This window comes from Acinetobacter sp. ESBL14 (assembly GCF_036668815.1).
Classification (GTDB): Bacteria; Pseudomonadota; Gammaproteobacteria; order Pseudomonadales; family Moraxellaceae; genus Acinetobacter; species Acinetobacter gyllenbergii.
Window position 1 is genome coordinate 1 of the sequence record NZ_JAZEVS010000008.1, and the last position, 20,990, is coordinate 20,990.

Consider the following 20,990-nt stretch of genomic DNA (forward strand, 5'->3'; position numbering starts at 1 on the left):
CTATTCTCTTAATGATCTTCTCGATGATTCGTCATCATCAAGCTAGGTCGGCTATATTACTCTCAATTTCTTAAAAGTCAACAGGTAATTTAGATATTTAGCAAACTTATCAACCAACCCAAGAATCTAACCATTTTAGCCAAATCCTTGTTTCTCAACAAGTTTTTATCTGCATCACCGCCGATGGATGTGCATTCTACAGCATTTCAGACCCGTTGCAAGCACTTTTAAAAATTAAATTATTCGGTTGTTTTATTTTTAAACTTTAACGCATCTAATTAACTGATTTATATAATTTAAAATTTATTAATTATCTTAAAAGTGAATTTAAATAGACTAACCAATTGAAATTAAATAAGTTTATTGAAATTCTGTTTTTATTATCAGCAATAAAGCAGCTTTCTTTTTATATTTAGCTTTTATTTTAAACACCTCACTCCATGCAAAAATCTGTCTCCTATTCGATTCATGTTTAAAATTTCACCACCCAAAATAAAAACAACGGCTTTGATCGCTCAAAACCGTTGTTTTCAGTGTTGTAATAAGCACTTTCTCTTAAGAAGTACTGCCCCTCACAATATTCAAGAAGTATAGATGACGTTCATATTGATCAATAATGTCTTGGATTAAATCTTCTTGCGTCCAATCCATCACATCATAGTTTTGTCCACCCTCTCTTAAAAAGACTTCTGCTTGGAAGTAATTGGCCTCATCCTCCTCTGCTCGTCCCAACATGAAGCTGGGTGGAACAGTGGCATGTGAGATGACTTTATAAGTGAAGTTAATTTCATGATGATGATCGACATGCAGTTGCAGACCATTTTCAATTTCACGTATCTCCACTTCCAAGTGACGGCGCTTAAATTCACGTTGAATACTTTCAAAGGCTTTACGCACCTGTGTCTCAATGTAGTGCTGAACTTCTGTTTCTGTATGCGGGTAATGCATGATCAGACCCAAACGTTGCTGCCAACTACGTGGATTATTGATGGCACGTGGGGTAATTCGCGCTTCCTGAATGGCTTTCATCTTGGTGACATCCAGCTTTAAGGCTTTTAATAGCCCCCAGCTCATCAACAACATAATAAAAGTAAAAGGCAATGCACTCATAATGATGGAAGATTGCAATGCCGATAGACCACCAACCAACAATAGGATAATGGCCAATGCTGCCATCAACACCGTCCAAAACAAACGTTGCCATGTGGGAGAGTTTTCGGTTTTAGCGGTGAGATAATCAGTAACCAGCGCGCCCGAATCCGCAGAGGTGACGAAAAAGAGCATCACCAATACCGTCGCCAGTAAACTCATCACCCCTGAAAATGGCAAATGATTCAAAAACTCAAATAACGCAACTGATGAATCACTTTGTACGGCGTGAATGAGACTAACATTATGTTCTTGCATAATGTTAAACAGCGCGGCATTACCCAAGAACCCCATCCAGATGATGGTAAAACCTGTCGGGATCAATAACACACCGACAATAAACTCACGGATGGTTCGGCCGCGCGATACACGGGCAATAAACATGCCTACAAACGGCGACCATGAAATCCACCATGCCCAATACATAATGGTCCAACCGCCAATCCAGCCATTCGGTTGATAGGCATAGAGATTAAAGGTCATACCAAATAAGTTCGACATATACGAACCCATGTTTTGAATGGTGGTTTGCAACAAATAGATACTTGGACCTGCAATAAACACAAAGGCCAGCAGCACCAAAGCCAAAATCAGATTCAGTTCGGAGAGACGTTTTACCCCTTTATCCAGACCTAAAAATACCGACATGGATGCCAAAGCACTGACAAAAATAATCAGGATCACCTGAACATTGCTGCTTTGTTCAATACCAAAGAGATAATGCAAACCTGAATTGATTTGCGTCACACCAAAACCTAAAGAGGTCGCCACCCCGAAAACCGTACCAATGGTGGCGAAGGTATCAATACTATCGCCCCAAGGACCATAAATCTTCTTACCAATAATGGGGTATAAGGCTGAACGGGTTTTTAACGGTAAATTATGCCGATAAGCAAAATAGGCCAAGGCCAATCCGACCACGGCATAAATTGCCCATGCATGTAAGCCCCAATGGAAAAAGGTAATTCTTAAGGCTTGTTGTGCAGCATCTACACTTTCAGGATCACCGCTTGGTGGACTGACATAGTGCATCACGGGTTCCGCGACACCAAAGAACATCAAACCGATGCCCATTCCTGCAGTAAACAGCATGGCAAACCAGGAGCCATTGCTATATTCAGGTTGACTGTGATCGGGTCCTAATTTGATTTTACCACTGGCGGAACAAGCAATATAAATCAGCAGAATCAAAAACACCGCAACAGACAAGACATAAAACCAGCTAAAGGAATCGGTGATCCACTGCTTCAATTGTTGGGTCAGAAATTCAAATGAACTGGGTGCGATTACAACGATTGCGATAAAAATCGCAATGATAATCACCGTGCTTAAAAACACGTTTGGATTCACATTCGCAAATTGCGAAGATGGCTTGGAAGGCATAATTCCCCCACGTTATTCTAATGATAATGGACAGGCCCTAATGGCCAAAGAAGACATTCACAATGTGAACAAAAGCGAGCTTAAATTTTGCAAAACTCGATATAAATTATAAAAAATGTGAAAAATAAAGCAGTTGTAATGCTGTAACAAAGTTATTCTTTATCACTCAAGTGTTTGGGCATGTGTGCAATATATTGCAACGCGATGAGACGCGAGACCACTACCGCCAGATACATTACCCCACCAAACATTTGTAGCATCGCCAATACTCTAGCCGCAGGACTGATCGGGATCAAATCCGACAATCCTGTTGCAGACTGTAGACTAAAACTCAAAAATAATAGATCAAGCCAATGCTGTAAGGCTTGAGGTTGATTAGGATTTTGGAAACTATTGGGCAAAATTAATTGACAGATACTATATAAAAAGGCAAACCCCCAAGCGATGAGGGTAAATACCGCCCCTGCCGCAAATAACTCATCTTTAGTGAGATAGCGATCTGCAAACATATAGCGCAATAAGCCATAGGCAGCATAGAAATAGGCCAAAGCTTCAAAACTATGCGCGATGATTTGAATGGTCTGATTGCCATAACCAATAAAAATCATAATCGAAAATAGAAAGGCACCACTGACAAAAACCAAGCCCCAAAAAGTAAACACAGGTGTCTGTCGAATCACCTTGGCAATAATCAACAAGGCCAAGACACCTAATGACCAAGTCAAAGCCCGAAATTCACTGTCACCTGTGGTCAACATATATAAAACTAATAATGCCAGTTGAACCAGTAATAACCATGCTGATGGCAGTAAACGAAAGCCGCTCCAAAATTGTTTTAAACTTTGCATGTTATTGTCCTGAATCTTGTTATGTTTTGATTATGTTGAGTGCATCATACTGCATCTAAAAAAGAAACAATCATTTTAGACAGTTCTTGTTGTAGTCGCTGTTCTTCAATTAGAAAAGTATTTTTACTGGCATAACGCATCATGGTAAATAAGGTACTATTAATAATCACAAAAGACTTGTGCTTTAAGGTCTCAAAATCCCAATGCGGATAATAACGCCCGAATAAATACATACCGATTTCTAAAAAATGCTGCTCCAAAACTTGTGCTGCTTCGGAATCACTATAGGCATGCCAGTTTTTTAAGATTTCGATAAAAAAACCTTGATCGGATTTCAAAGATTCAAAGCCAAAAGCAATGCTTAATGTGATGATGTCCTGAATAGAGGTTTGTTGTTGTCGCATCACCAGTTGCTTGACTGCCTGCCCCAAATTTTCACTTTTACGCAGTAATAGTTCTGCGATGATCTGTTCTTTATTTTCAAAATATTGATAAATCGACCCAACACTCACACCTGATTTTTCAGAGATTTTAGGTGTCGTCACCTGCAACACGCCATATTCAGCGATACATTTCTGCGCCCCTTCCAAAATACTTTCGACGATCATTTTGGCACGTTGCTGCTGTGGTCGTTTTCTCATACTCAGCCTCAATGGAAATGCGAATTGAATACGAATAATTATTCGTATTAAGCTTTGATTAAATAACAATCAGAGGCTTTATGCAATGCAGAGCATCGTTAAACCTAAACGTTTGGCAGCGTTTGAAGACATGAGTCAATCTAATCTCAAAACCAAGCTTCTCAGCTACATGACCCGACAGGACGTTCAGCCGAGTTATCAAGAGTATCAGGCACTGAATACTGCCCTGCAAAGTGGTGATGCACCGATGGATCAGCTGCTGCTGTGGGTGTTACAAAATCCTAAGCTGCATCGTAAATATTTTGAAACGGCGCTATATCAAGGCCTCGATAAACTGCCACATGAAATTCCCGAACTCACTGCCTTCTTCCAATTTGTTGAAAAAAAACCTGCTTGGTATGAGCAAAACAAAATTGATGCTGCATTGAAATTCACCTATCGCTTGGGCATCAATAACGGACTGATCCTACGAGATCTATCCTTAATGACGGGTTATATGTATCCTGGTTTTAATCAACCTTTAATCCTAACAGGCGCATTAAAGAAACAGGCGGGAACACGTTTAGCCGAAACCACCAAATGGTGGGTGGATATCACTGAGCCCAATGGGTTTGAACGTTATAGCAAAGGTTTTACCTCCACCATTTTTGTACGCTTCATCCATGCCTTAGTGCGTCATCAATTACAAAAATCAGAAAAATGGGATGCAGACACTTGGGGCATACCGATCAATCAATATGATCAGGCGATGACCAATATCGCTTTTAGTGGCGTCGTCTTGATTGGAATACGGGCTTTAGGCATTTTTCCAAGCAAACAAGAAGTCGATAGCTTCTTACACTTCTGGAAATATGCGGGCTGGTTAATGGGTGTAGAGGAAAAATGGTTGGTTGATCATGAGGCTGATGGTTGGAAACTCATTTACTGGATGCACTTCGCACACCCTCAAGCAGATGCAAGCAGTATTTCTCTGGGGTCTAGCCTTTCCAAAGAACCCTTTGAGCGAAAATATCAGTATCTACGTTCTTTCCAACAAAAACTGGCCTATAAGCAGCATCTAGAAATTACCCAGTTTTTTATCGGTCGCAAAAAAATGCAGAAATTAGGTTTACCCACTCAATCGGCATCATGGTTTGCTTATTATTTAATAGGTCGTAATTTAGCCCTCTATACAGGTGCCAAACATATTCCAAAATTAAACAACTTCCTTGAACAAAATGGACGTCATTTGCAACGAATCGGCTTGTCTTTATATCGCAACCAAGGGCAGCAACTGGCCAGCATGCATCAATAGCTCATAAAAAAAGGCCCTCAATCTACGAGGGCTTCATTATATTGACATATCGGTTAAGGAGCAGATTCATCAACCCTGTTTATTCACGACACCAATACCTTTATAAATAGCAATTGATCATATTATTGATATACGAGCTTCTTGTAGCTCACTGAATTATGCCTCAACCCTTTTTCTTTTAAATGCCAATGATATTCCATCGGGAGCTTTGCATTTCTCGCCTGCTATTGTAATTCCACGAGCTTATCTGCACCCCATGATAAGCCATATTCAGCAGCCTTTTTATACCATTTTTTGGCCAACTTAATATTCACTGCTCCAGCAGAACCATCTTCATACATTTCTCCGAGTGCATATGCTGCAATCGCCATTTCCTGATCAGCGGCCTTTGTCATCCATTCCATGGCTTTGATCTCATTTTTGGCTACACCTTCACCAGCACGATACATTGATGCAAGTTCATATTGTGAATTTGCATGCCCCTGCATCGCAGCTTTCATAAACCATGCATATGCTTCTTCAAAATTTTCATCAACCCCTTGTCCAAACAAGTAAGCTAAACCAAGATTGTATTGAGCATAAGGATTGCCAGATTGGGCAGACTGTCGAAACCACTCTACAGCTTTGGTAAAATCTCTTTCAGGGCCATATGAACCACGTTTATAGATCATCCCAAGGCTAAGTTGAGCATTTGGATCCCCTTGTTTGGCTTCTTCTAAATATTTTGCATAAGCAACATGGATATCTTTTTTCACAAAATCTTCATCTAACATTGCATCTATCTGTGCGAGTTGAGTTTTAGGAAGATTTGAACTTTCGCTACATGCCATGGTTGAAAATACAAGAGTTAAGAAAATTAAAATATTCTTTATTAAATACATAAAGCTATCTCATATCAATTTGACGACAAATAAAGTAATGGTCGCAATTTTTAAATTTTTCAAAATTATAATGTCATCTAAATAATAAAAACCAATTCAAAATTTATTTTTAGCCTCACCACGTACCTCAATCATATTTTTTATGTATTTCAAATAAAGAAAGCCCCTATCAAAAGATAAGGGCTGTCTTTTTGCTCGAGGTCATTAGTGATCTGACGCGCCAGATGCACCGATCCCGGTCATTGAACGTACGAACTGTGCATCAAATGCTTTACGCTCTTTCTGTGCACGTGCTGATTTATCAGTTACAGAGAAGAACCAACAGCAAAGGAATGATAACGGCATTGCGAACAGTGCTGGACCATTGAATGGGTTTGGCGCAGTTTCAGAAATCGCCAAAGTATCCACCCAAACCGCTTTAGACAGAATAATCAAACTCACTGCACCGACTAAACCAACCACACCGCCAATCACTGCACCACGTGTAGTTAAACCTTTCCAGAACATTGATAACACCAATACTGGGAAGTTTGCACAACACGCGACTGAGAATGCCAAACCCACCATGAAGGCAACGTTTTGCTTCTCGAATAAGATCCCCAAGATCATGGCAAAGATTGCCAAACCTAAGGTTGCAATTTTTGACATCTTCAATTCAGACTCAGGTGTGGTTTTACCCTTTCTAAACACATTGGCATATAAGTCATGTGAGATTGCAGATGCGCCAGAGAGGGTTAAACCAGCCACTACAGCAAGGATTGTTGCAAACGCCACTGCCGAGATAAAGCCCATGAACAAATCACCGCCAACAGCATCACTTAGGTGAACCGCAGCCATGTTGTTACCACCGACTAATTCTAATTTACCTGTTGCCATTGCTTTCGCCGCATCCAAGAACTGCGGGTTGTTGGCAACAAATAGAATCGCACCGAATCCAATAATAAATGTTAATAAGTAGAAGTAACCGATAAAACCTGTCGCCACCACAACTGATTTACGTGCTTCTTTGGCATCTTTTACGGTAAAGAAACGCATTAAGATATGCGGTAAACCTGCTGTACCAAACATCAAGGCAAGACCAAGTGATAATGCATCGATTGGATTCGCCGCGAGTTTGCCTGGTCCCATGATTTTGGCTGCTTCGTCCCAGCTTATGCTATGTGCTTGGCTGTACACACCAATGGCTTGGTTAAACATATTGCTAAAACTAAAGCCTACTGCTTTCATTACCATAAAGGCCATAAAAGTTGCACCACTGAGTAACATCACTGCTTTAATGATTTGTACCCAAGTGGTCGCTAACATGCCACCGAAGATGACATAAGCCATCATCAATAAACCAACGATGACCACCGCAATGTTGTAGTTCAAACCGAACAGCAATTTGATCAACTGACCCGCACCCACCATTTGTGCAATCAGATAGAATGCCACCACAACCAATGAACTGAATGCTGCCAAGGTACGTACTGGTTTTTCTTCCAAACGGAATGAGACCACGTCTGACAGGTTATATTTTCCTAAGTTACGTAAGCGCTCTGCAACAAGGAAAAGTACAATTGGCCAACCCACCATGAAACCAAGTGAGTAAAGTAAACCATCAAAACCCGAGCTAAAAACTAAGGCCGAAATACCGAGAAACGATGCTGCTGACATATAGTCACCGGCAATCGCCAAACCATTTTGGAAACCGCTGATTCCGCCACCTGCGGTATAGAAATCTTGTGCTGACTGGGTTTGTTTCGCTGCCCATTTAGTAATGAACAAGGTAAAGCCCACGAAGATCATAAACATAATGATCGCGTGCCAGTTGGTTGCTTGCTGTTCCGCTGCACCTAGATCAGGGCCGGCAAATGCCACACTTGAACAACAAAAACTGAGCAGCGTAAACAGTATCGCTTTGAATGATGTCCCTTTCATCTCAGTGCATCCCTTTTTCATGTGCAATGGCCTCAACTTCCTTGAGGGCTGCTTCATTCAGTTGATCAAGTTTGGTATTGGCAATATAGGAATACACACCACATAATAAAAATGACAACACGATAATGCCTAAACCTAGGGGAATTCCCCATGTTGTTACACCACCGCTAAATGAACTTGCTAAAAATTCTTTGTTATAGCCAACCAAAAGCATGAACCCGACGTAGATAAACAACATGATTGCTGTTAATGTCCAACTTAATGTGCGCTTTTTGCTGACCATCTCTTGAAACTTTGGATTATGTAGAATTCGATCTACCTGTGAATCATCCATAATCAACTCCTTATTTTTGTGTCCAACCGTGGACCCCTTTTTTGCATGGGATTTTTCATTATCCAAAGTAACAAGATTATGCTTGACTCGTAACTTAGACTTTGGTCTCTAAATGCAAATCTCTACTCCTTGCCCTACCTGCGCTTCGGGTATGATAAAAAATGGAATTCGATCACGTGAGCAATATGAACAGTTGGCTTATTCTTAGCGTCCTTGCCCTGTATATCGTGCTGTTATTCGGCTGTGCTTTTTTTGGTGAAAAACACGCCAGCCGTTTAAGTACTCGTGGGCGTATGCTGCTGTTTAGTCTGACTTTAGGGGTTTATTGCTCTTCGTGGACCTTTTACGGCGCAACGGGTGCTGCAGTGCGTCAAGGCGTCATTTTCCTGCCCATTTATTTAGGCCCGTTGCTGTTTATCTGGTTTGGCTATGACATCTGGAAGCGCTTAGGACGCATTCGCCAACATCATGCCATTTCCTCAATTGCCGATTTTGTCGCGGCGCGTTATGGCAAGAGCGGGAGCTTGGCGGCCTTGGTCACGATTCTTGCGGTCATTGCGATTGTGCCTTATCTGGCGTTGCAACTGCGTGCCATTGCGTTGAGTGCCTCAGTCATTCTTGAGCAAAACGCACATATTCATACCACCACCAATAGCGTGCTGGTGTTGACTGCGGTATTGGCGATTTTGGCCATGATTTTTGGTACCCGCCATATTGCCCATACCGAACAACATGGCGGTTTAATGCTGGCGGTTGCCTTTGAATCCTTTGTGAAACTGTTCGCACTGCTCTGTGTCGCTGCTTTTTTCTTATTACAATCGCCTGAGAATATCAAACAGGTCAGTAGCGACGTCCATCAGCATTTCCATGACCTGCAACAATTGGGGGTTCCTGAAACCTTTTGGGTGCAGACCCTATTGGCAGGCTTAGCCATGATTTGCTTGCCGCGTCAATTTCATGTGGCGGTGGTCGAATTACGCGATGAAAAGCATATTCGTGGCGCACGCCGCTGGTTCGCGGCTTATCTGATCCTAACTGTGATTGCAATCATACCGATTGCCAGTTGGGCCTTGCATTCCTTACCTGAATCCCTCGGTACTCCTGATATTGCGGTCTTAGCCCTGCCTTTAAGCTATCAACAAGAATGGCTGGCTTTGTTGGCCTTTTTAGGCGGTTTTTCAGCATCGACTGGGATGCTGTTGGTGGCTTCGGTGGCACTATCAATCATGCTCAGTAATGACTTGATCATGCCTGCATTATGGCGCTTTAAAATCATTTCTCGCCATGATCAGCATCTGCCGCGTGTACTTAAATTGACCCGCCGCATCAGTATCGTCAGCGTGATGCTACTGGGCTTTTTATTCTTTCATTTCTTTAATGACATCAATCAGCTTTCGGTTTTTGGTTTATTGGCCTTTAGTGCGGTGGCCCAATTCTCCCCTGCCCTAATTGGGGGGCTGTATTGGCGTGGTGCAAGTCGTCAAGGGGTCTATGTTGGCTTACTTATGGGCTTTGCCATGTGGAGCTACACGCTACTGTTCCCAACAGTATTGCGCAGCCTACCAGATCATTATCAAGAGTTTGCACAACATCTATTATTGTTTGGGCCTTTCGATATTAATGGCCTACGTCCTGAAGCGTTACTTGGATTTGAATCCTTTGCACCTCTCACTCACGGCGTATTGTGGTCACTGGGGCTCAACGTGGTGCTGTATATTTGGGTGTCGCGCCTGTATCGTCCAAGTGTGGCTGAACAAATTCAGGCGGAAAGCTTTTTCTATTATGAAAGTAAACCCCTGCCATCGGCTCAATCCAATACCGATCTAACAGATCTACACCTGAATGCAGCACGTCTCAAGGTTGGGGACTTATTGGCCTTGGCTAAACGGGTCACCGGTGATAAGCCAACCCTTCAAGCCTTCCAACAGTTTTGTGAACAAAACCATGTGGTTTTAAATGAAAATCATGTCGCCAATGGCATGTGGTGGCGTTTCACTGAACAATATCTGGCTGGGATTATTGGTGCAGCGTCTGCCCGCACCTTATTAACCACCGCCATGATTAACAATGGTCTAGCTTTAGGCCAAGTCGCCAATATTCTTGACCAAGCCTCACAATGGCAACGTTTCAACCAAAACTTGCTCATGACCATGATCGACCATATGACCCAAGGTGTGAGTGTGGTAGATAAAAACATGTGTCTGGTGGCATGGAACAATCAATACCTGAAGTTATTTGATTATCCTAAAGACTTAGTCTACGTTGGCTGTCCAATTTCTGATTTGATTCGCTATAACGCAGAACGTGGTGAATGCGGTCCTGGTCCTGTCGAGGAACATGTGCGTAAACGACTGCACTGGATGAAAGTCGGTAGCGCCCATGAGTTTGAGCGGATTCGTAAAGATGGTCTGGTCATTCAGATGCGTGGTAATCCCATTGAGGGTGGTGGTTTCGTGACCACTTTCGCCGATATTACCGCCTTCCGTGAAAATGAAGCGGTGTTGGAAGAACGTGTCAGTGACCGAACTCAACAGCTTGCCAATGCCTTGACCGAGCAACAACTGGCACTGGAACAAGCCGATAAAGCCAATCAATCAAAAAGTCGATTCTTGGCAGCCGCTAGTCATGACCTATTACAGCCGATGCATGCAGCTCGCTTATTTAGTACCGCGCTAGAGCAAAGTGTGCATTCAGCAGAAGATCAACAAACCTTGCAACAACTGGATCGAGCACTTTACGGCGCAGAAAGTATGCTCTCAGCACTCCTAGATATTGCCCGTTTGGAAGGGGGGACCATTCAGCCCAAGCGCCAAGCTTATGCATTACACGACCTCTTAAATGATCTGGAGTTACAGTTCAAATCCATTGCAGCGCAACGCAATATTCAGTTGTCTGTTCACGACACCAAATTTTGGGTCGATACCGATCCACAATGGATGCGCCGTATTATCCAAAACTTTGTCAGCAATGCATTGCGTTATACCGCTCAAGGTCGTGTGGTGGTTGGGGTATTACGTTCTGCACAACGTCCAAACCATATCCGGATTGGGGTTTGGGATACAGGTCCCGGCATTCATGAACAGCAACGCCTCAAATTATTCCAAGAGTTTGAGCGCTGTGGCCATACTTCGCCTTGGGGTGAACAAGGCCTTGGCCTCGGACTGGCCATCGTACAACGTATGACCAGCCTGTTGGATTTCCCTGTGCATGTCTATTCTGAACTGGGCAAAGGCTCTTGCTTCATGATTGAAGTTCCTCTTGCTGAAGCGCCCAAAATTCAAATGACCCTCCCACATGTGACAGCACTGCAACATACGGCTTATAAAGTATTGTGCTTAGACAATGATGAGACCATTCTGCAAGGGATGCGCACTTTATTGAGTAAATGGGGCTATCAGATTTTCACCGCGACTGAACCTGAGCAAGCCTTGCGTCTGATTGAGCAAGAAGACATTCAGGTCTGGCTGATCGATCAGCACTTAAATCATGATCAACGCGGTCTAGATTTCATTGAACAACATCGACTGCCTCATATTCCAGTCGCCCTGATTACTGCAGATTCTGATCCAGAGTTACCACAGTACTTAAAACAGCAGAATATTGTGTTGTTGAAAAAGCCGCTTAAACCTGCGGGTTTAAGAGCTTGGTTATCGGGACTCAAAATCATGCCAATGCAATAAATGACTAAATATTTTGCAACATAGGCCAAAATGATCAAAAACAAGCCCTTTTGTTGACGACAAATTGACCAAAGTGCTCAAATCATTATTGGCTATGGCAAAAACGTTCACTTACATTAGTGAACGTTTGTACACTTACTTACAATTAATTAAGTAATTGTTTTTAATATAAATTTTCAGGGTGAAAATCACATCTACGACTTTAGTCGTATTCTACTTGCTTTCTTGATCCCGCATAAATTGATCAATTGAATCGAAGCCTAGCGCCATGCTTGTTGGGTTTCTCATCACAAAATTGTCAAAAAGGACATTGATCATGAATCACAACAACCCGACAACGGATCATAGCTCACAACAGCTTTATCGCCAATACAGTGCCAATGCTCTGCTACCTGAACTGGATTGGCAAACAATTTTTGTACACAGCAAACTAGATGATACCCATTTACGTGCACTGAACACGCTTTATCAAGCCGCTGTTCCTCTGGCGCTCAATGTATTTGATCAACTCAATTTTGATGTGTTTGCACCTGCGGCCTACCACCCACAAGGTTTAGGTTTATTTGAAAAACTAGCGCAACAGGAAGAAAATTTTTTAGACGCTCTCGAAACTGAATCGGCTCACCTCGACCATGAAAGCCGTCATCAAATCTGGAGTATGTTACTGCGCGGTGGTGCGGTACTGGTATTCAAAGCATGGTTAGGTCATGTTAAAGGCGGTGAACATCAACTGGACAAAACCCAGTTTGATGAGCTTTCTGATTTATTGTTTATTAAAACGCGTCCTGAGCAATTAGCACAGCGCCTCAAAGTTGATGCTAATGCCGCTTTGACGCATATTTTCTTGATGTATGAAAATGATGTGTTCTTAGACCATTTTAACAGCTTGGAAACCGCGGCTTTATTTGTTGATTTAGGCGTATATGATGCCGCCTTTTTAAGTTTGCGTGATGACCGTGTTGCTGAATACCTCAAAGCCAAAGGCTATGTGACTCAAGAGCAGATTGATGATTTACAATGTGCTTTAAACCCATTGTATTGCGATAGCTTAATGCCAAAACAAGATTGCTTGGCTTAATCAGCCGAAGCCACAACCAAGATTGTGGCTTCTCTTTGACTTTCGCTCAAGGCAGATCTTTTTCTAAACGCTGTTTATGAATTTGCATCACCACATCACTAAACTCATTTAAAACATAATTGACCCATAAACGGCTATACCAGTTATATTCAGTGGATAAACGATAATCAATGCTTAGAATCAACTTGGTGGTATGCGCATCGATTTGTTCTAATTGATAATCTGTTTTCAGCAAATCGAAATACTTGCCGCCCATTTCCAGATGATCATCCAATGACCCCTTTGGAAAAGAATCTGGAGCAAACTGGTATGTCCAGGACAATAAATATGGCGCATGCGATGCGGTCACCTTTTCTTCAAACTTGATACCACGTTCCCACTGAATGGTGCGTATCAGCTCACCCTCATGCTGCTCTGTCATACCAAAAATAGGCTTGGGAAAGCCCATGCTAAAAATAAAGCTGTCTTTGACCTCCTCTGGTTGGATCTTGCCAATCTGGTTAATGGCCTGAAATACTTGCTGTGCTGGGGCGTGAATCACGACCGAACGTTGGGTTTGTCCATATTCAGTACGGCTAAAATCAGGTAATAACAACCATAAAATCAGCGGCAGGAGTGCAAAAGAATAGATTTTGGCGCTGGGCTTCCATAGATAATGACAGATCAATCGCATCAAACCTGCACCCAGCAGTAAACCGATCAGTAAAATCGGTAAGAGCATGATCAAACAGATAATGCCTTCTCTTAACACGATCACACAGAACATAATCACGATTACAAAAACAAGCGGCTGAATCTTGAACAGCTTGGAGAGAAAAATGGGATTGGGCTGCTTTCGAATCATAAAATATTCGAACAATGAGCCGAGTATTGCCGGAATCACAATAACCACAACAAAGGACATTAGATCTTTGGAATAACTGCTTAACAGTACGGTAAATGCAATCAAACTTGCAGCCAAAATTAACGGTAAAATCCGTAAAAATGAAGATCTGGCTGGGTAGTCCTTTTCCACAGAATAAGGGAGGTCATGAGTCAAATTGCTTAGAACAAGTACGTAACTATTCTGCTCATTCTTAATTTTATGTACATGGTAGTGCGCGAATCCTGCTTGTCGCAACATCTGATCAATACTGTCTCGAACTTCATCAGTCCACACTTCAACTAGAATACGAGCATAGCCCTGTTGTTGTAATTCTTGAATAATTGTTATTTTGTCATCCACAATATGATGCATCTTTTTCTTCACCTCGATTCAGTCAGCCCAACGTGTTTGATTGGGCTGACTGATTCTAACTCAGCTTAGAACTTCATGCTCATACGCATCCAGTAATTTCGACCCGTATTATTGAATTGCTCTTCACTGGCAAAACCAAAACCAGAACTGCCTGCTTTATTGAGGTGTTCGGTATAGGTCTTATCCAAGACGTTATCCACCCCCACTGAAAGATCGATATCTTTATTGAGGCTATAACTACCATTCAATGAAACCGTTGAGAAACCAGCACTTGGTTTCAAGTCATAGCCAACGATATTCCCTTGATGCAAGCTGACACGATTTTGCTGATCCACTACACGCCATAACATACCCAATGTATATTTATCGGCAACATAACGTAGATTCACCCGACCTTCTAAAGGTGCAATTTGTGGTAATGGCGTATTGTCCGTGGTATTTTTACCCCACGCATACATGGCACTTACATCTGCTTGAATGCGATCGGTAAACTGATAGCCGATTCCAGCCTCAGCACCCGCAATGGTGGCATCCACATTCTTGGCACCTGCGGTAATTCCACCACCGCCATGTCCGCCATGCTCACCCGCATGTAAATGGCTATGATCGTGATAATTCATCAGAATATAATCGTCAATCAAGCCAGCATAAGCCGACACCCAAGAATTAAACGCGCCCTGTTGCTGAGTAAAACCAAGATCTAACTGTAAGGTTTTCTCTGGCCGCACACCATTAAAGGTATTCGTCGAACCTGCATTGCCATGCTCTGGGCTAAACAACTCCCAGTAATCAGGCATACGTTCAACATAGCCCACACCGACATAACTATTTAGGCCATGTTCAGCATTTTGATTTTCCAAACGAACAAAAGCACTAGGTAAGGTTTTTTCAAGCTGGGTGTTAAAACCTTTGGCTTTAGTGTCCGCTCGCTCATCCTCAACTTTGACCTGGTCTACCCGAGCACCTGTCACGATTTTATTCTGTGGGTTCAATTGATAAGTCAACTCACCGAATGCCCCATAAGACTGGAAACGCATATCTTGACGGAATGGCACATTCATCGATGGCATGGTCGGCGATGACATACTGCCACCATGTTTATTGAACTGAGAATCGACCCCAGTGATTAAGCTCCACTGATCCCATTCAGATGTCATCGCCAAACGTGAGTTCAAAGTACGGCGTGTCACTTGCATGGCCATCGGGTTTGGCATCAACATGGTCATGCCATCATGGCTCATTTCAACCAATGGCGGTGTACGCAAACTATAGTTATCCATAATATGGTCGTTATAGCTATAGTTCACCTGAGCTTCAATTTTCTTGATTACATCAGTGACATTTTTCTTTTCAAACCGTAAACCTAAACTTTCACGGGCGAATTGTGCACCATCCATTCCACGCCCAGCATATTCAGCCTCACCATCTGCTTTACCACCGGTCAATTCCAGCCACGTATTTTCATCTGGTGTCCAACCCAATGCAACATCGGCATTCCAGCGTTCCCATGAAGACGGTATAGTGTTGCCATCGCCATCTTGATAACTATTCGATTCAGAACGATTGGCATTTAAACGGATATATTTTTTCTCATCACCAATCGCTGCTTCAACATTCTGGTCTAAGCGCCCAAATGAACCCCACAATACACTCGCCTGTCCACGATAGGGTTTGTCTTGCGTGAGCTTTTCAGGTTCACGTTCAAAAATCACTGTTGCTGCTGAGCCAGTATTGGCATATTGAACCGTTTGTGGTCCTTTAATCACTGAAATTCGATCATAGCTTTCAGGAGAAATATAAGAGGTCGGTGCATCCATACGCGAAGGACATGCGCCAAGGTTCTCCGTACCGTCAGTCAGAATCTTGATACGGGAGCCAAACATGCCACGAAAGGTCACATCTCCATTGGTGCCACCACTTTGTATCGAGTTAAAACCCATAATACTTTGTAGATAGTCCGCCCCATCTGTCGCAGGGATAGGTTGTATCGGTTTCTTCGGGTCTGCTTTCACCACCAAACCATTACTTTCATTTGGTTGTTGTGCCGTGACCACAATCGGTGCAAGTGAAACATGTGCCTGCTCATGCTGAACGGGTTCTGCCCACGCCATTGCGGTATTTGAAGCAGCCAAGATCGCAACCGTTAGCGGTTGTAATAAAAATTTAGGTTGAGCCATCATCGGTCTCTCTTAAAACATAGATAAAACAGAGCCAGAGTTCAAAAAAAACCCTAACGAAAATAAAGTTTTAATTTATGCAAAGAGTGGCGGAGCCCGTCCTTGGGGCAATAGAAACAACCGTTGTAGCGCAAAATAAACATGCTTAAAAGCATGTTGATAGGCAACTAAACGGATTTGGACACGTACCAGAACCTCTTTTACCCCCAATTCAGGCGGCAACACCAGATTGGCATAGACCGTACAGTACTGACATTGGTGGTTAGGGTCGTGATGATCATGTTGTGGCATCGACACTTGCGTGTGTTCAAGTTGATGCGCATGCTGCTGAGATGCATGGGCCGAATGGCTATGCAAAGCTTGTAACTTAGGTAATAGCAACGCCTGAGTGATGGTTTCACAGACAGGCGCGATTTGATATTGCTTCGGAAGTAGTGGCTGCAAGAAAACCGCAATCTGTAAACAGACCGCGGTTAAAGCCAGCAACAAGCCACAACGAAACAAGGACAACATCTACTCTATCATCATCGTTGCAGTTTAGCGTTTGACTGCAACTTTCTCTTTATCGCGTTGGCGAACCACTTTTTCCACTTTTTCACGTGCACGTTGACGCTTTAATGGCGATAAATAATCAACAAAAAGTTTGCCATTTAAGTGATCCATTTCATGTTGGATACAAACAGCGAGAAGTTCGTCAGCTTCTAACTCAAATGCTTGACCTTCAAGGTTAATTGCCTCGATTTTTACACGTGACGGGCGCTCAACTTTATCGTATATTTGAGGCACAGAGAGACAGCCTTCTTCATAAGGCTGGGTATCTTCAGTCAGTGGAATGACTTTGGGGTTAATGAACACCATCGGTTGGTTTTTCTCTTCAGAGATGTCCATAACAATAAGCTGAATATGATGATCAACCTGAGTTGCCGCTAAACCTATACCCGGTGCCTCGTACATGGTTTCAAACATATCTGCTGCAAGCTGACGAATATCATCAGTGACTTCTTCGACTGGTTTGGCGATGGTACGAAGGCGGGGATCAGGAAAACTTAGAATAGGTAATAAGGCCATACAGTCGTCCTCACTTATGCCATTGATCAAAAAAACCAACTAAAGGGAATACTTGATCAAAAAAATTGTGTGTAAAGTCGTTATTATAACGCAACTACACACATAATTTTTAGGAATTATGATAATGAAAAAGGTTTTAAACGGCATACACTCATTTCATGCCTTGGGGTTAAAAAAACAACTGATTGCCGCTGCAATTTGTGCGGGATTGGGGATGGGCATGAACATGGCCCATGCAGCAAGCCCAAATGTGAGTCCACCTTCGGTGAAAGTCGGTGCGCCACATGTCTATGTGGTGAAAAAAGGCGATACGCTTTGGGACATCTCAGGGAAATTTTTAAGCAAGCCTTGGCGCTGGCCAGAAATTTGGGCAAGCAACAAACACGTCAAAAATCCACATTGGATTTACCCAGGCGATCGCTTATTGTTATGTAGCTTGAACGGTAAACCCTTAATCGGTAAAGATGAGGGTGATGGTTGTGACGGGATTATTCGTCGCTACACAGGCAACACTTCAAATCTACGTCCACAAGTCCGTGTTGAGGCTTTGAATAATAGCGTTCCTGTGATTCCTTTGGCACACATTCAGCAATGGTTAGAACGTACTTCAGTATTGCCAGCAGATGCAATTGCCAACACCCCTTATATTTTAGGTACAGCAGACAACCGTGTACTTGCGGGTAAAGGCCAGAGTGTTTATGTGCGTGGTCAAGGCCTTGAAAATGGTCAACGTTATGGCGTATTCCGTGAAGGTGAACCGTACGTTATCTTAGATCAAAATGGTAAAAAACAAAGCCTTGGGGTTGAGCTGACTCAAATGGCTTCAGGTGTTGCCATTCGCAATGAAAACGACATCACCACGATAGAATTAACCGAAAGCTACAATGGTGAAGTTCGTCGTGGCGATCGGGTGATGGCTGAACAGGATGCCATGCTTCCGACCTTATTTTACCCAATTGATGCCAATCAAGTAAAAGACGGCGGCAAAATCATTCGTGTGATGGGTTCAATTGGTACCGCAGCCAAAAATGGCGTGGTGACTGTTGATCGTGGTACCACAGATGGTGTGGAAATTGGTCAGGTGTTCAGTGTCTATCAAGATGGTGAAGTGGTCAGAGATCCTAAAACCAAAGAGAAAGTGAAGTTACCTGGACAATATTTGGGCAGCGCTATGATCTTTAAGAGTTTTGATCGTATCAGCTATGCCTATATCCTTGAAAGCGAGTTACCGATCAAGCTTGGCTCGGATATTAAGCCACCTCGTTTAGATGATTAAGTAAACGCCTATGTTGAATCAATTATCACCTCATCACTATCACACCGTGTTGGTGTGGTACTTGGTTCAGCATTCGCTGTCGAGTTTTAGCAAAATTCAGCAGCACTTTGGTGACTGTGAACAAGCAACACAACCGCATCGTTTCTCAGAATGGTCACAACTGGGCTTACATGCCAATCACTTAAAACGTTTAGCAGAATTTCAAAGCCCTCAGGGTCAACAACAATTCCAACAATTGCTTGATCTGGTTTGTAAATCTAGTGATTTTATTTTAACGCCTGAAGATCTAGGTTATCCCACTCAGCTCTTGCCATATGCAGATCGTCCTCCTATTTTATTTGGACAAGGTCAGGCACAGGCCTTATTACAGCCACAGATTGCCATGGTCGGCAGCCGTAAACCGAGTCCACATGGGCGCCAAGTCGCTTATGATTTTGCTTATTATCTCAGTGAAAAAGGCTTTTATATCAGCAGTGGTTTGGCACATGGGATTGACCAAGCTGCACATCAGGGTGGATTGGCACATCAACGCACCATTGCAGTGACAGGTACAGGTCTCGATAGCGTCTACCCTGCTCAGCACAAACAACTGGCACAACAAATTACCCAATCTGGAGCCATCGTGACTGAGTTTCTGCCGACCACGATGCCCTTACAACAACACTTCCCAAGACGTAATCGAATTGTCAGCGGCCTAAGTCTAGGAGTATTGGTGGTTGAGGCTGCACTGAAAAGTGGTTCTCTCATCACTGCCAATGAAGCAGCCAATCAAGGTAAAATGGTATTCGCGATTCCTGGGCATATTTACAGTGAACATCATCAAGGTTGTCATCAACTGATTCGAGAAGGCGCGATTCTGGTCGATCATCCCGAACAGGTCATCGAAGATTTAGCACTACCAACGCAATGGCAAACTCAACAACAAACAGCGGAACACACCACAACAGCGCCACCGAGCCTACCTACACATTTAATTGCGTTATATCAGAGTTTGGACTGGATTGGACAAGATTTAGATCAACTGGCTCAGCACCATCCAATCACGATTGCAGAGTTAACCGCTCAATTAATGGAATTGGAATTACTGGGCTTATGCCTACAACAAGCAGGACGCTATTTACGTTGTCGCCCAATGCATTAAACTAGTCCTATTCTCCCTTTTCTTTTTACACACTCCATGATCACATCTTCTATTTCCGAAGCAGCACACTTTCTAAAACAAGGGCAGGTTCTGGCTTACCCAACTGAAGCGGTTTGGGGTTTAGGCTGTGATCCCTTCAAGGAGCAAGCCTTTCAGCAGATTCTGGAACTGAAACATCGCCCTATTGAAAAAGGTGTGATCTTATTGGCTGGCCACTTACAGCAAGTGGAACATTTATTGCAGGACTTAGACACAACAATCCGTCAGCAAGTGATTGCGACGTGGTCGAATCGCCTTGAGACAGAACGTGCCACAACCTGGCTACTTCCTGCTGATCAAAGTATTCCAACATGGATCAAAGGCCAACATCCTTTGGTCGCGGTTCGAGTAACAACACATCCATTGTGCATGGCGCTATGTCAGCAATTTGGCGGCTTTATTGTCTCTACCAGTGCCAACCCTGCAGGTCTTGCACCCGCGCAACGCTTGGAAGATGCTCAGGCTTATTTTGGTAATAACTTAAATTACCTACAAGGTGATTTAGGGTTGAGTCGAGAACCAAGTCGCATTTTGAATGCACTGACAGGTGAAGTTGTTCGCGCCTAATTAGGTGAATAGCGGACAAAAAAAAGCTCAGTTATATAGGGATAACTGAGCATAAAAAGGATGTGTATAATCACATCCAGAGGGTTCGCAAATTTGATAAGCAACTTATTCATTCTCAAATGAATCATCTTGCTGTGTTGGTTATTATGGGGGAATCGTCTCATTTATACAAATATATTATTTATCTAACAAAAAGTGTGAAAAGCGTACCAATTTTGTCAGTTCTGCATTTTCAATAAAATTATATTTATATTTTTATTCAGCTTTTTTTTGATCA

General features: G+C 42.9%; 16 protein-coding genes. 6 read left to right on the forward strand and 10 right to left on the reverse strand.

Annotation, left to right across the window (positions count from 1 at the left end):
* Window positions 1-555: 555 nt before the first annotated feature.
* From V6E90_RS19365 to V6E90_RS19375, 3 genes are all read right to left on the reverse strand, one after another.
* Window positions 556-2,532: a BCCT family transporter gene (locus V6E90_RS19365; RefSeq protein WP_016542614.1), complete on the reverse strand. Its 1,977-nt coding sequence runs from the start codon at window positions 2,530-2,532 to the stop codon at window positions 556-558.
* Window positions 2,533-2,684: 152 nt separating this feature from the next.
* Complete coding sequence (locus V6E90_RS19370; RefSeq protein ID WP_065344166.1) at window positions 2,685-3,380, reverse strand: ion channel; 696 nt, start codon at window positions 3,378-3,380, stop codon at window positions 2,685-2,687.
* 44 nt (window positions 3,381-3,424) lie between these two features.
* Window positions 3,425-4,021: a TetR/AcrR family transcriptional regulator gene (locus tag V6E90_RS19375; RefSeq protein ID WP_016542612.1), complete on the reverse strand. Its 597-nt coding sequence runs from the start codon at window positions 4,019-4,021 to the stop codon at window positions 3,425-3,427.
* Between the two features lie 85 nt (window positions 4,022-4,106).
* On the opposite strand from V6E90_RS19375, the gene V6E90_RS19380 reads away from it, so the two are divergent.
* Window positions 4,107-5,315: an oxygenase MpaB family protein gene (locus V6E90_RS19380; protein WP_332606229.1), complete on the forward strand. Its 1,209-nt coding sequence runs from the start codon at window positions 4,107-4,109 to the stop codon at window positions 5,313-5,315.
* A 224-nt stretch (window positions 5,316-5,539) separates the two neighbouring features.
* Here the strand turns inward: V6E90_RS19380 and V6E90_RS19385 are convergent, their stop codons facing one another.
* From V6E90_RS19385 to V6E90_RS19395, 3 genes are all read right to left on the reverse strand, one after another.
* A complete protein-coding gene (locus V6E90_RS19385; protein ID WP_016660521.1) occupies window positions 5,540-6,196 on the reverse strand; it encodes a tetratricopeptide repeat protein in 657 nt (218 codons plus the stop codon).
* A gap of 204 nt (window positions 6,197-6,400) precedes the next feature.
* Window positions 6,401-8,116 carry a cation acetate symporter gene (locus V6E90_RS19390; protein WP_016542609.1) on the reverse strand — a complete coding sequence of 572 codons (1,716 nt, stop codon included), beginning with the start codon at window positions 8,114-8,116 and terminating at the stop codon, window positions 6,401-6,403.
* Between the two features lies 1 nt (window position 8,117).
* Entirely contained in the window at window positions 8,118-8,450 is a 333-nt protein-coding gene (locus tag V6E90_RS19395; RefSeq protein WP_016542608.1) for a DUF485 domain-containing protein, read from the reverse strand.
* Window positions 8,451-8,635: 185 nt separating this feature from the next.
* Here V6E90_RS19395 and V6E90_RS19400 point away from each other — a divergent pair, with 185 nt between their 5' ends.
* Window positions 8,636-12,130: a PAS domain-containing hybrid sensor histidine kinase/response regulator gene (locus tag V6E90_RS19400; protein WP_167539969.1), complete on the forward strand. Its 3,495-nt coding sequence runs from the start codon at window positions 8,636-8,638 to the stop codon at window positions 12,128-12,130.
* 316 nt (window positions 12,131-12,446) lie between these two features.
* On the forward strand, window positions 12,447-13,208 hold the full coding sequence (locus tag V6E90_RS19405; RefSeq protein ID WP_332606230.1) for a hypothetical protein: 762 nt from the start codon (window positions 12,447-12,449) through the stop codon (window positions 13,206-13,208).
* Between the two features lie 46 nt (window positions 13,209-13,254).
* Here the strand turns inward: V6E90_RS19405 and V6E90_RS19410 are convergent, their stop codons facing one another.
* The 4 genes from V6E90_RS19410 to def all read right to left on the reverse strand — a co-directional run bounded on the left by V6E90_RS19410 (window position 13,255) and on the right by def (window position 17,690).
* Window positions 13,255-14,445: a hypothetical protein gene (locus V6E90_RS19410; RefSeq protein WP_332606231.1), complete on the reverse strand. Its 1,191-nt coding sequence runs from the start codon at window positions 14,443-14,445 to the stop codon at window positions 13,255-13,257.
* A 65-nt stretch (window positions 14,446-14,510) separates the two neighbouring features.
* Window positions 14,511-16,622: a TonB-dependent copper receptor gene (locus V6E90_RS19415; protein ID WP_332606232.1), complete on the reverse strand. Its 2,112-nt coding sequence runs from the start codon at window positions 16,620-16,622 to the stop codon at window positions 14,511-14,513.
* Between the two features lie 75 nt (window positions 16,623-16,697).
* The gene (locus tag V6E90_RS19420; RefSeq protein WP_332606233.1) at window positions 16,698-17,135 is read right to left on the reverse strand and encodes a DUF2946 family protein; all 438 of its coding nucleotides are present in this window, start codon (window positions 17,133-17,135) and stop codon (window positions 16,698-16,700) included.
* A 24-nt stretch (window positions 17,136-17,159) separates the two neighbouring features.
* The gene (gene def, locus V6E90_RS19425; protein WP_016542602.1) at window positions 17,160-17,690 is read right to left on the reverse strand and encodes a peptide deformylase; all 531 of its coding nucleotides are present in this window, start codon (window positions 17,688-17,690) and stop codon (window positions 17,160-17,162) included.
* Between the two features lie 124 nt (window positions 17,691-17,814).
* On the opposite strand from def, the gene V6E90_RS19430 reads away from it, so the two are divergent.
* Genes V6E90_RS19430 through V6E90_RS19440 form a run of 3 tightly spaced genes read left to right on the forward strand, consistent with a single transcriptional unit; the run spans window position 17,815 to window position 20,713 of the window.
* Complete coding sequence (locus V6E90_RS19430) at window positions 17,815-18,966, forward strand: LysM peptidoglycan-binding domain-containing protein (protein ID WP_332606234.1); 1,152 nt, start codon at window positions 17,815-17,817, stop codon at window positions 18,964-18,966.
* A gap of 10 nt (window positions 18,967-18,976) precedes the next feature.
* Entirely contained in the window at window positions 18,977-20,107 is a 1,131-nt protein-coding gene (gene dprA / locus V6E90_RS19435) for a DNA-processing protein DprA (RefSeq protein WP_023270991.1), read from the forward strand.
* A 36-nt stretch (window positions 20,108-20,143) separates the two neighbouring features.
* Window positions 20,144-20,713: an L-threonylcarbamoyladenylate synthase gene (locus V6E90_RS19440; RefSeq protein ID WP_332606235.1), complete on the forward strand. Its 570-nt coding sequence runs from the start codon at window positions 20,144-20,146 to the stop codon at window positions 20,711-20,713.
* The last annotated feature ends 277 nt before the right edge of the window (window positions 20,714-20,990 follow it).

Excerpts from the sequence above, each read along its gene's own strand:
- V6E90_RS19365 (WP_016542614.1), bottom strand. The coding sequence starts at position 2,532 with ATGCCTTCCAAGCCATCTTCGCAATTTGCGAATGTGAATCCAAACGTG.
- V6E90_RS19370 (WP_065344166.1), bottom strand. The coding sequence starts at position 3,380 with ATGCAAAGTTTAAAACAATTTTGGAGCGGCTTTCGTTTACTGCCATCA.
- V6E90_RS19375 (WP_016542612.1), bottom strand. The coding sequence starts at position 4,021 with ATGAGAAAACGACCACAGCAGCAACGTGCCAAAATGATCGTCGAAAGT.
- V6E90_RS19380 (WP_332606229.1), top strand. The coding sequence starts at position 4,107 with ATGCAGAGCATCGTTAAACCTAAACGTTTGGCAGCGTTTGAAGACATG.
- V6E90_RS19385 (WP_016660521.1), bottom strand. The coding sequence starts at position 6,196 with ATGTATTTAATAAAGAATATTTTAATTTTCTTAACTCTTGTATTTTCA.
- V6E90_RS19390 (WP_016542609.1), bottom strand. The coding sequence starts at position 8,116 with ATGAAAGGGACATCATTCAAAGCGATACTGTTTACGCTGCTCAGTTTT.
- V6E90_RS19395 (WP_016542608.1), bottom strand. The coding sequence starts at position 8,450 with ATGGATGATTCACAGGTAGATCGAATTCTACATAATCCAAAGTTTCAA.
- V6E90_RS19400 (WP_167539969.1), top strand. The coding sequence starts at position 8,636 with ATGAACAGTTGGCTTATTCTTAGCGTCCTTGCCCTGTATATCGTGCTG.
- V6E90_RS19405 (WP_332606230.1), top strand. The coding sequence starts at position 12,447 with ATGAATCACAACAACCCGACAACGGATCATAGCTCACAACAGCTTTAT.
- V6E90_RS19410 (WP_332606231.1), bottom strand. The coding sequence starts at position 14,445 with ATGCATCATATTGTGGATGACAAAATAACAATTATTCAAGAATTACAA.
- V6E90_RS19415 (WP_332606232.1), bottom strand. The coding sequence starts at position 16,622 with ATGGCTCAACCTAAATTTTTATTACAACCGCTAACGGTTGCGATCTTG.
- V6E90_RS19420 (WP_332606233.1), bottom strand. The coding sequence starts at position 17,135 with ATGTTGTCCTTGTTTCGTTGTGGCTTGTTGCTGGCTTTAACCGCGGTC.
- def (WP_016542602.1), bottom strand. The coding sequence starts at position 17,690 with ATGGCCTTATTACCTATTCTAAGTTTTCCTGATCCCCGCCTTCGTACC.
- V6E90_RS19430 (WP_332606234.1), top strand. The coding sequence starts at position 17,815 with ATGAAAAAGGTTTTAAACGGCATACACTCATTTCATGCCTTGGGGTTA.
- dprA (WP_023270991.1), top strand. The coding sequence starts at position 18,977 with ATGTTGAATCAATTATCACCTCATCACTATCACACCGTGTTGGTGTGG.
- V6E90_RS19440 (WP_332606235.1), top strand. The coding sequence starts at position 20,144 with ATGATCACATCTTCTATTTCCGAAGCAGCACACTTTCTAAAACAAGGG.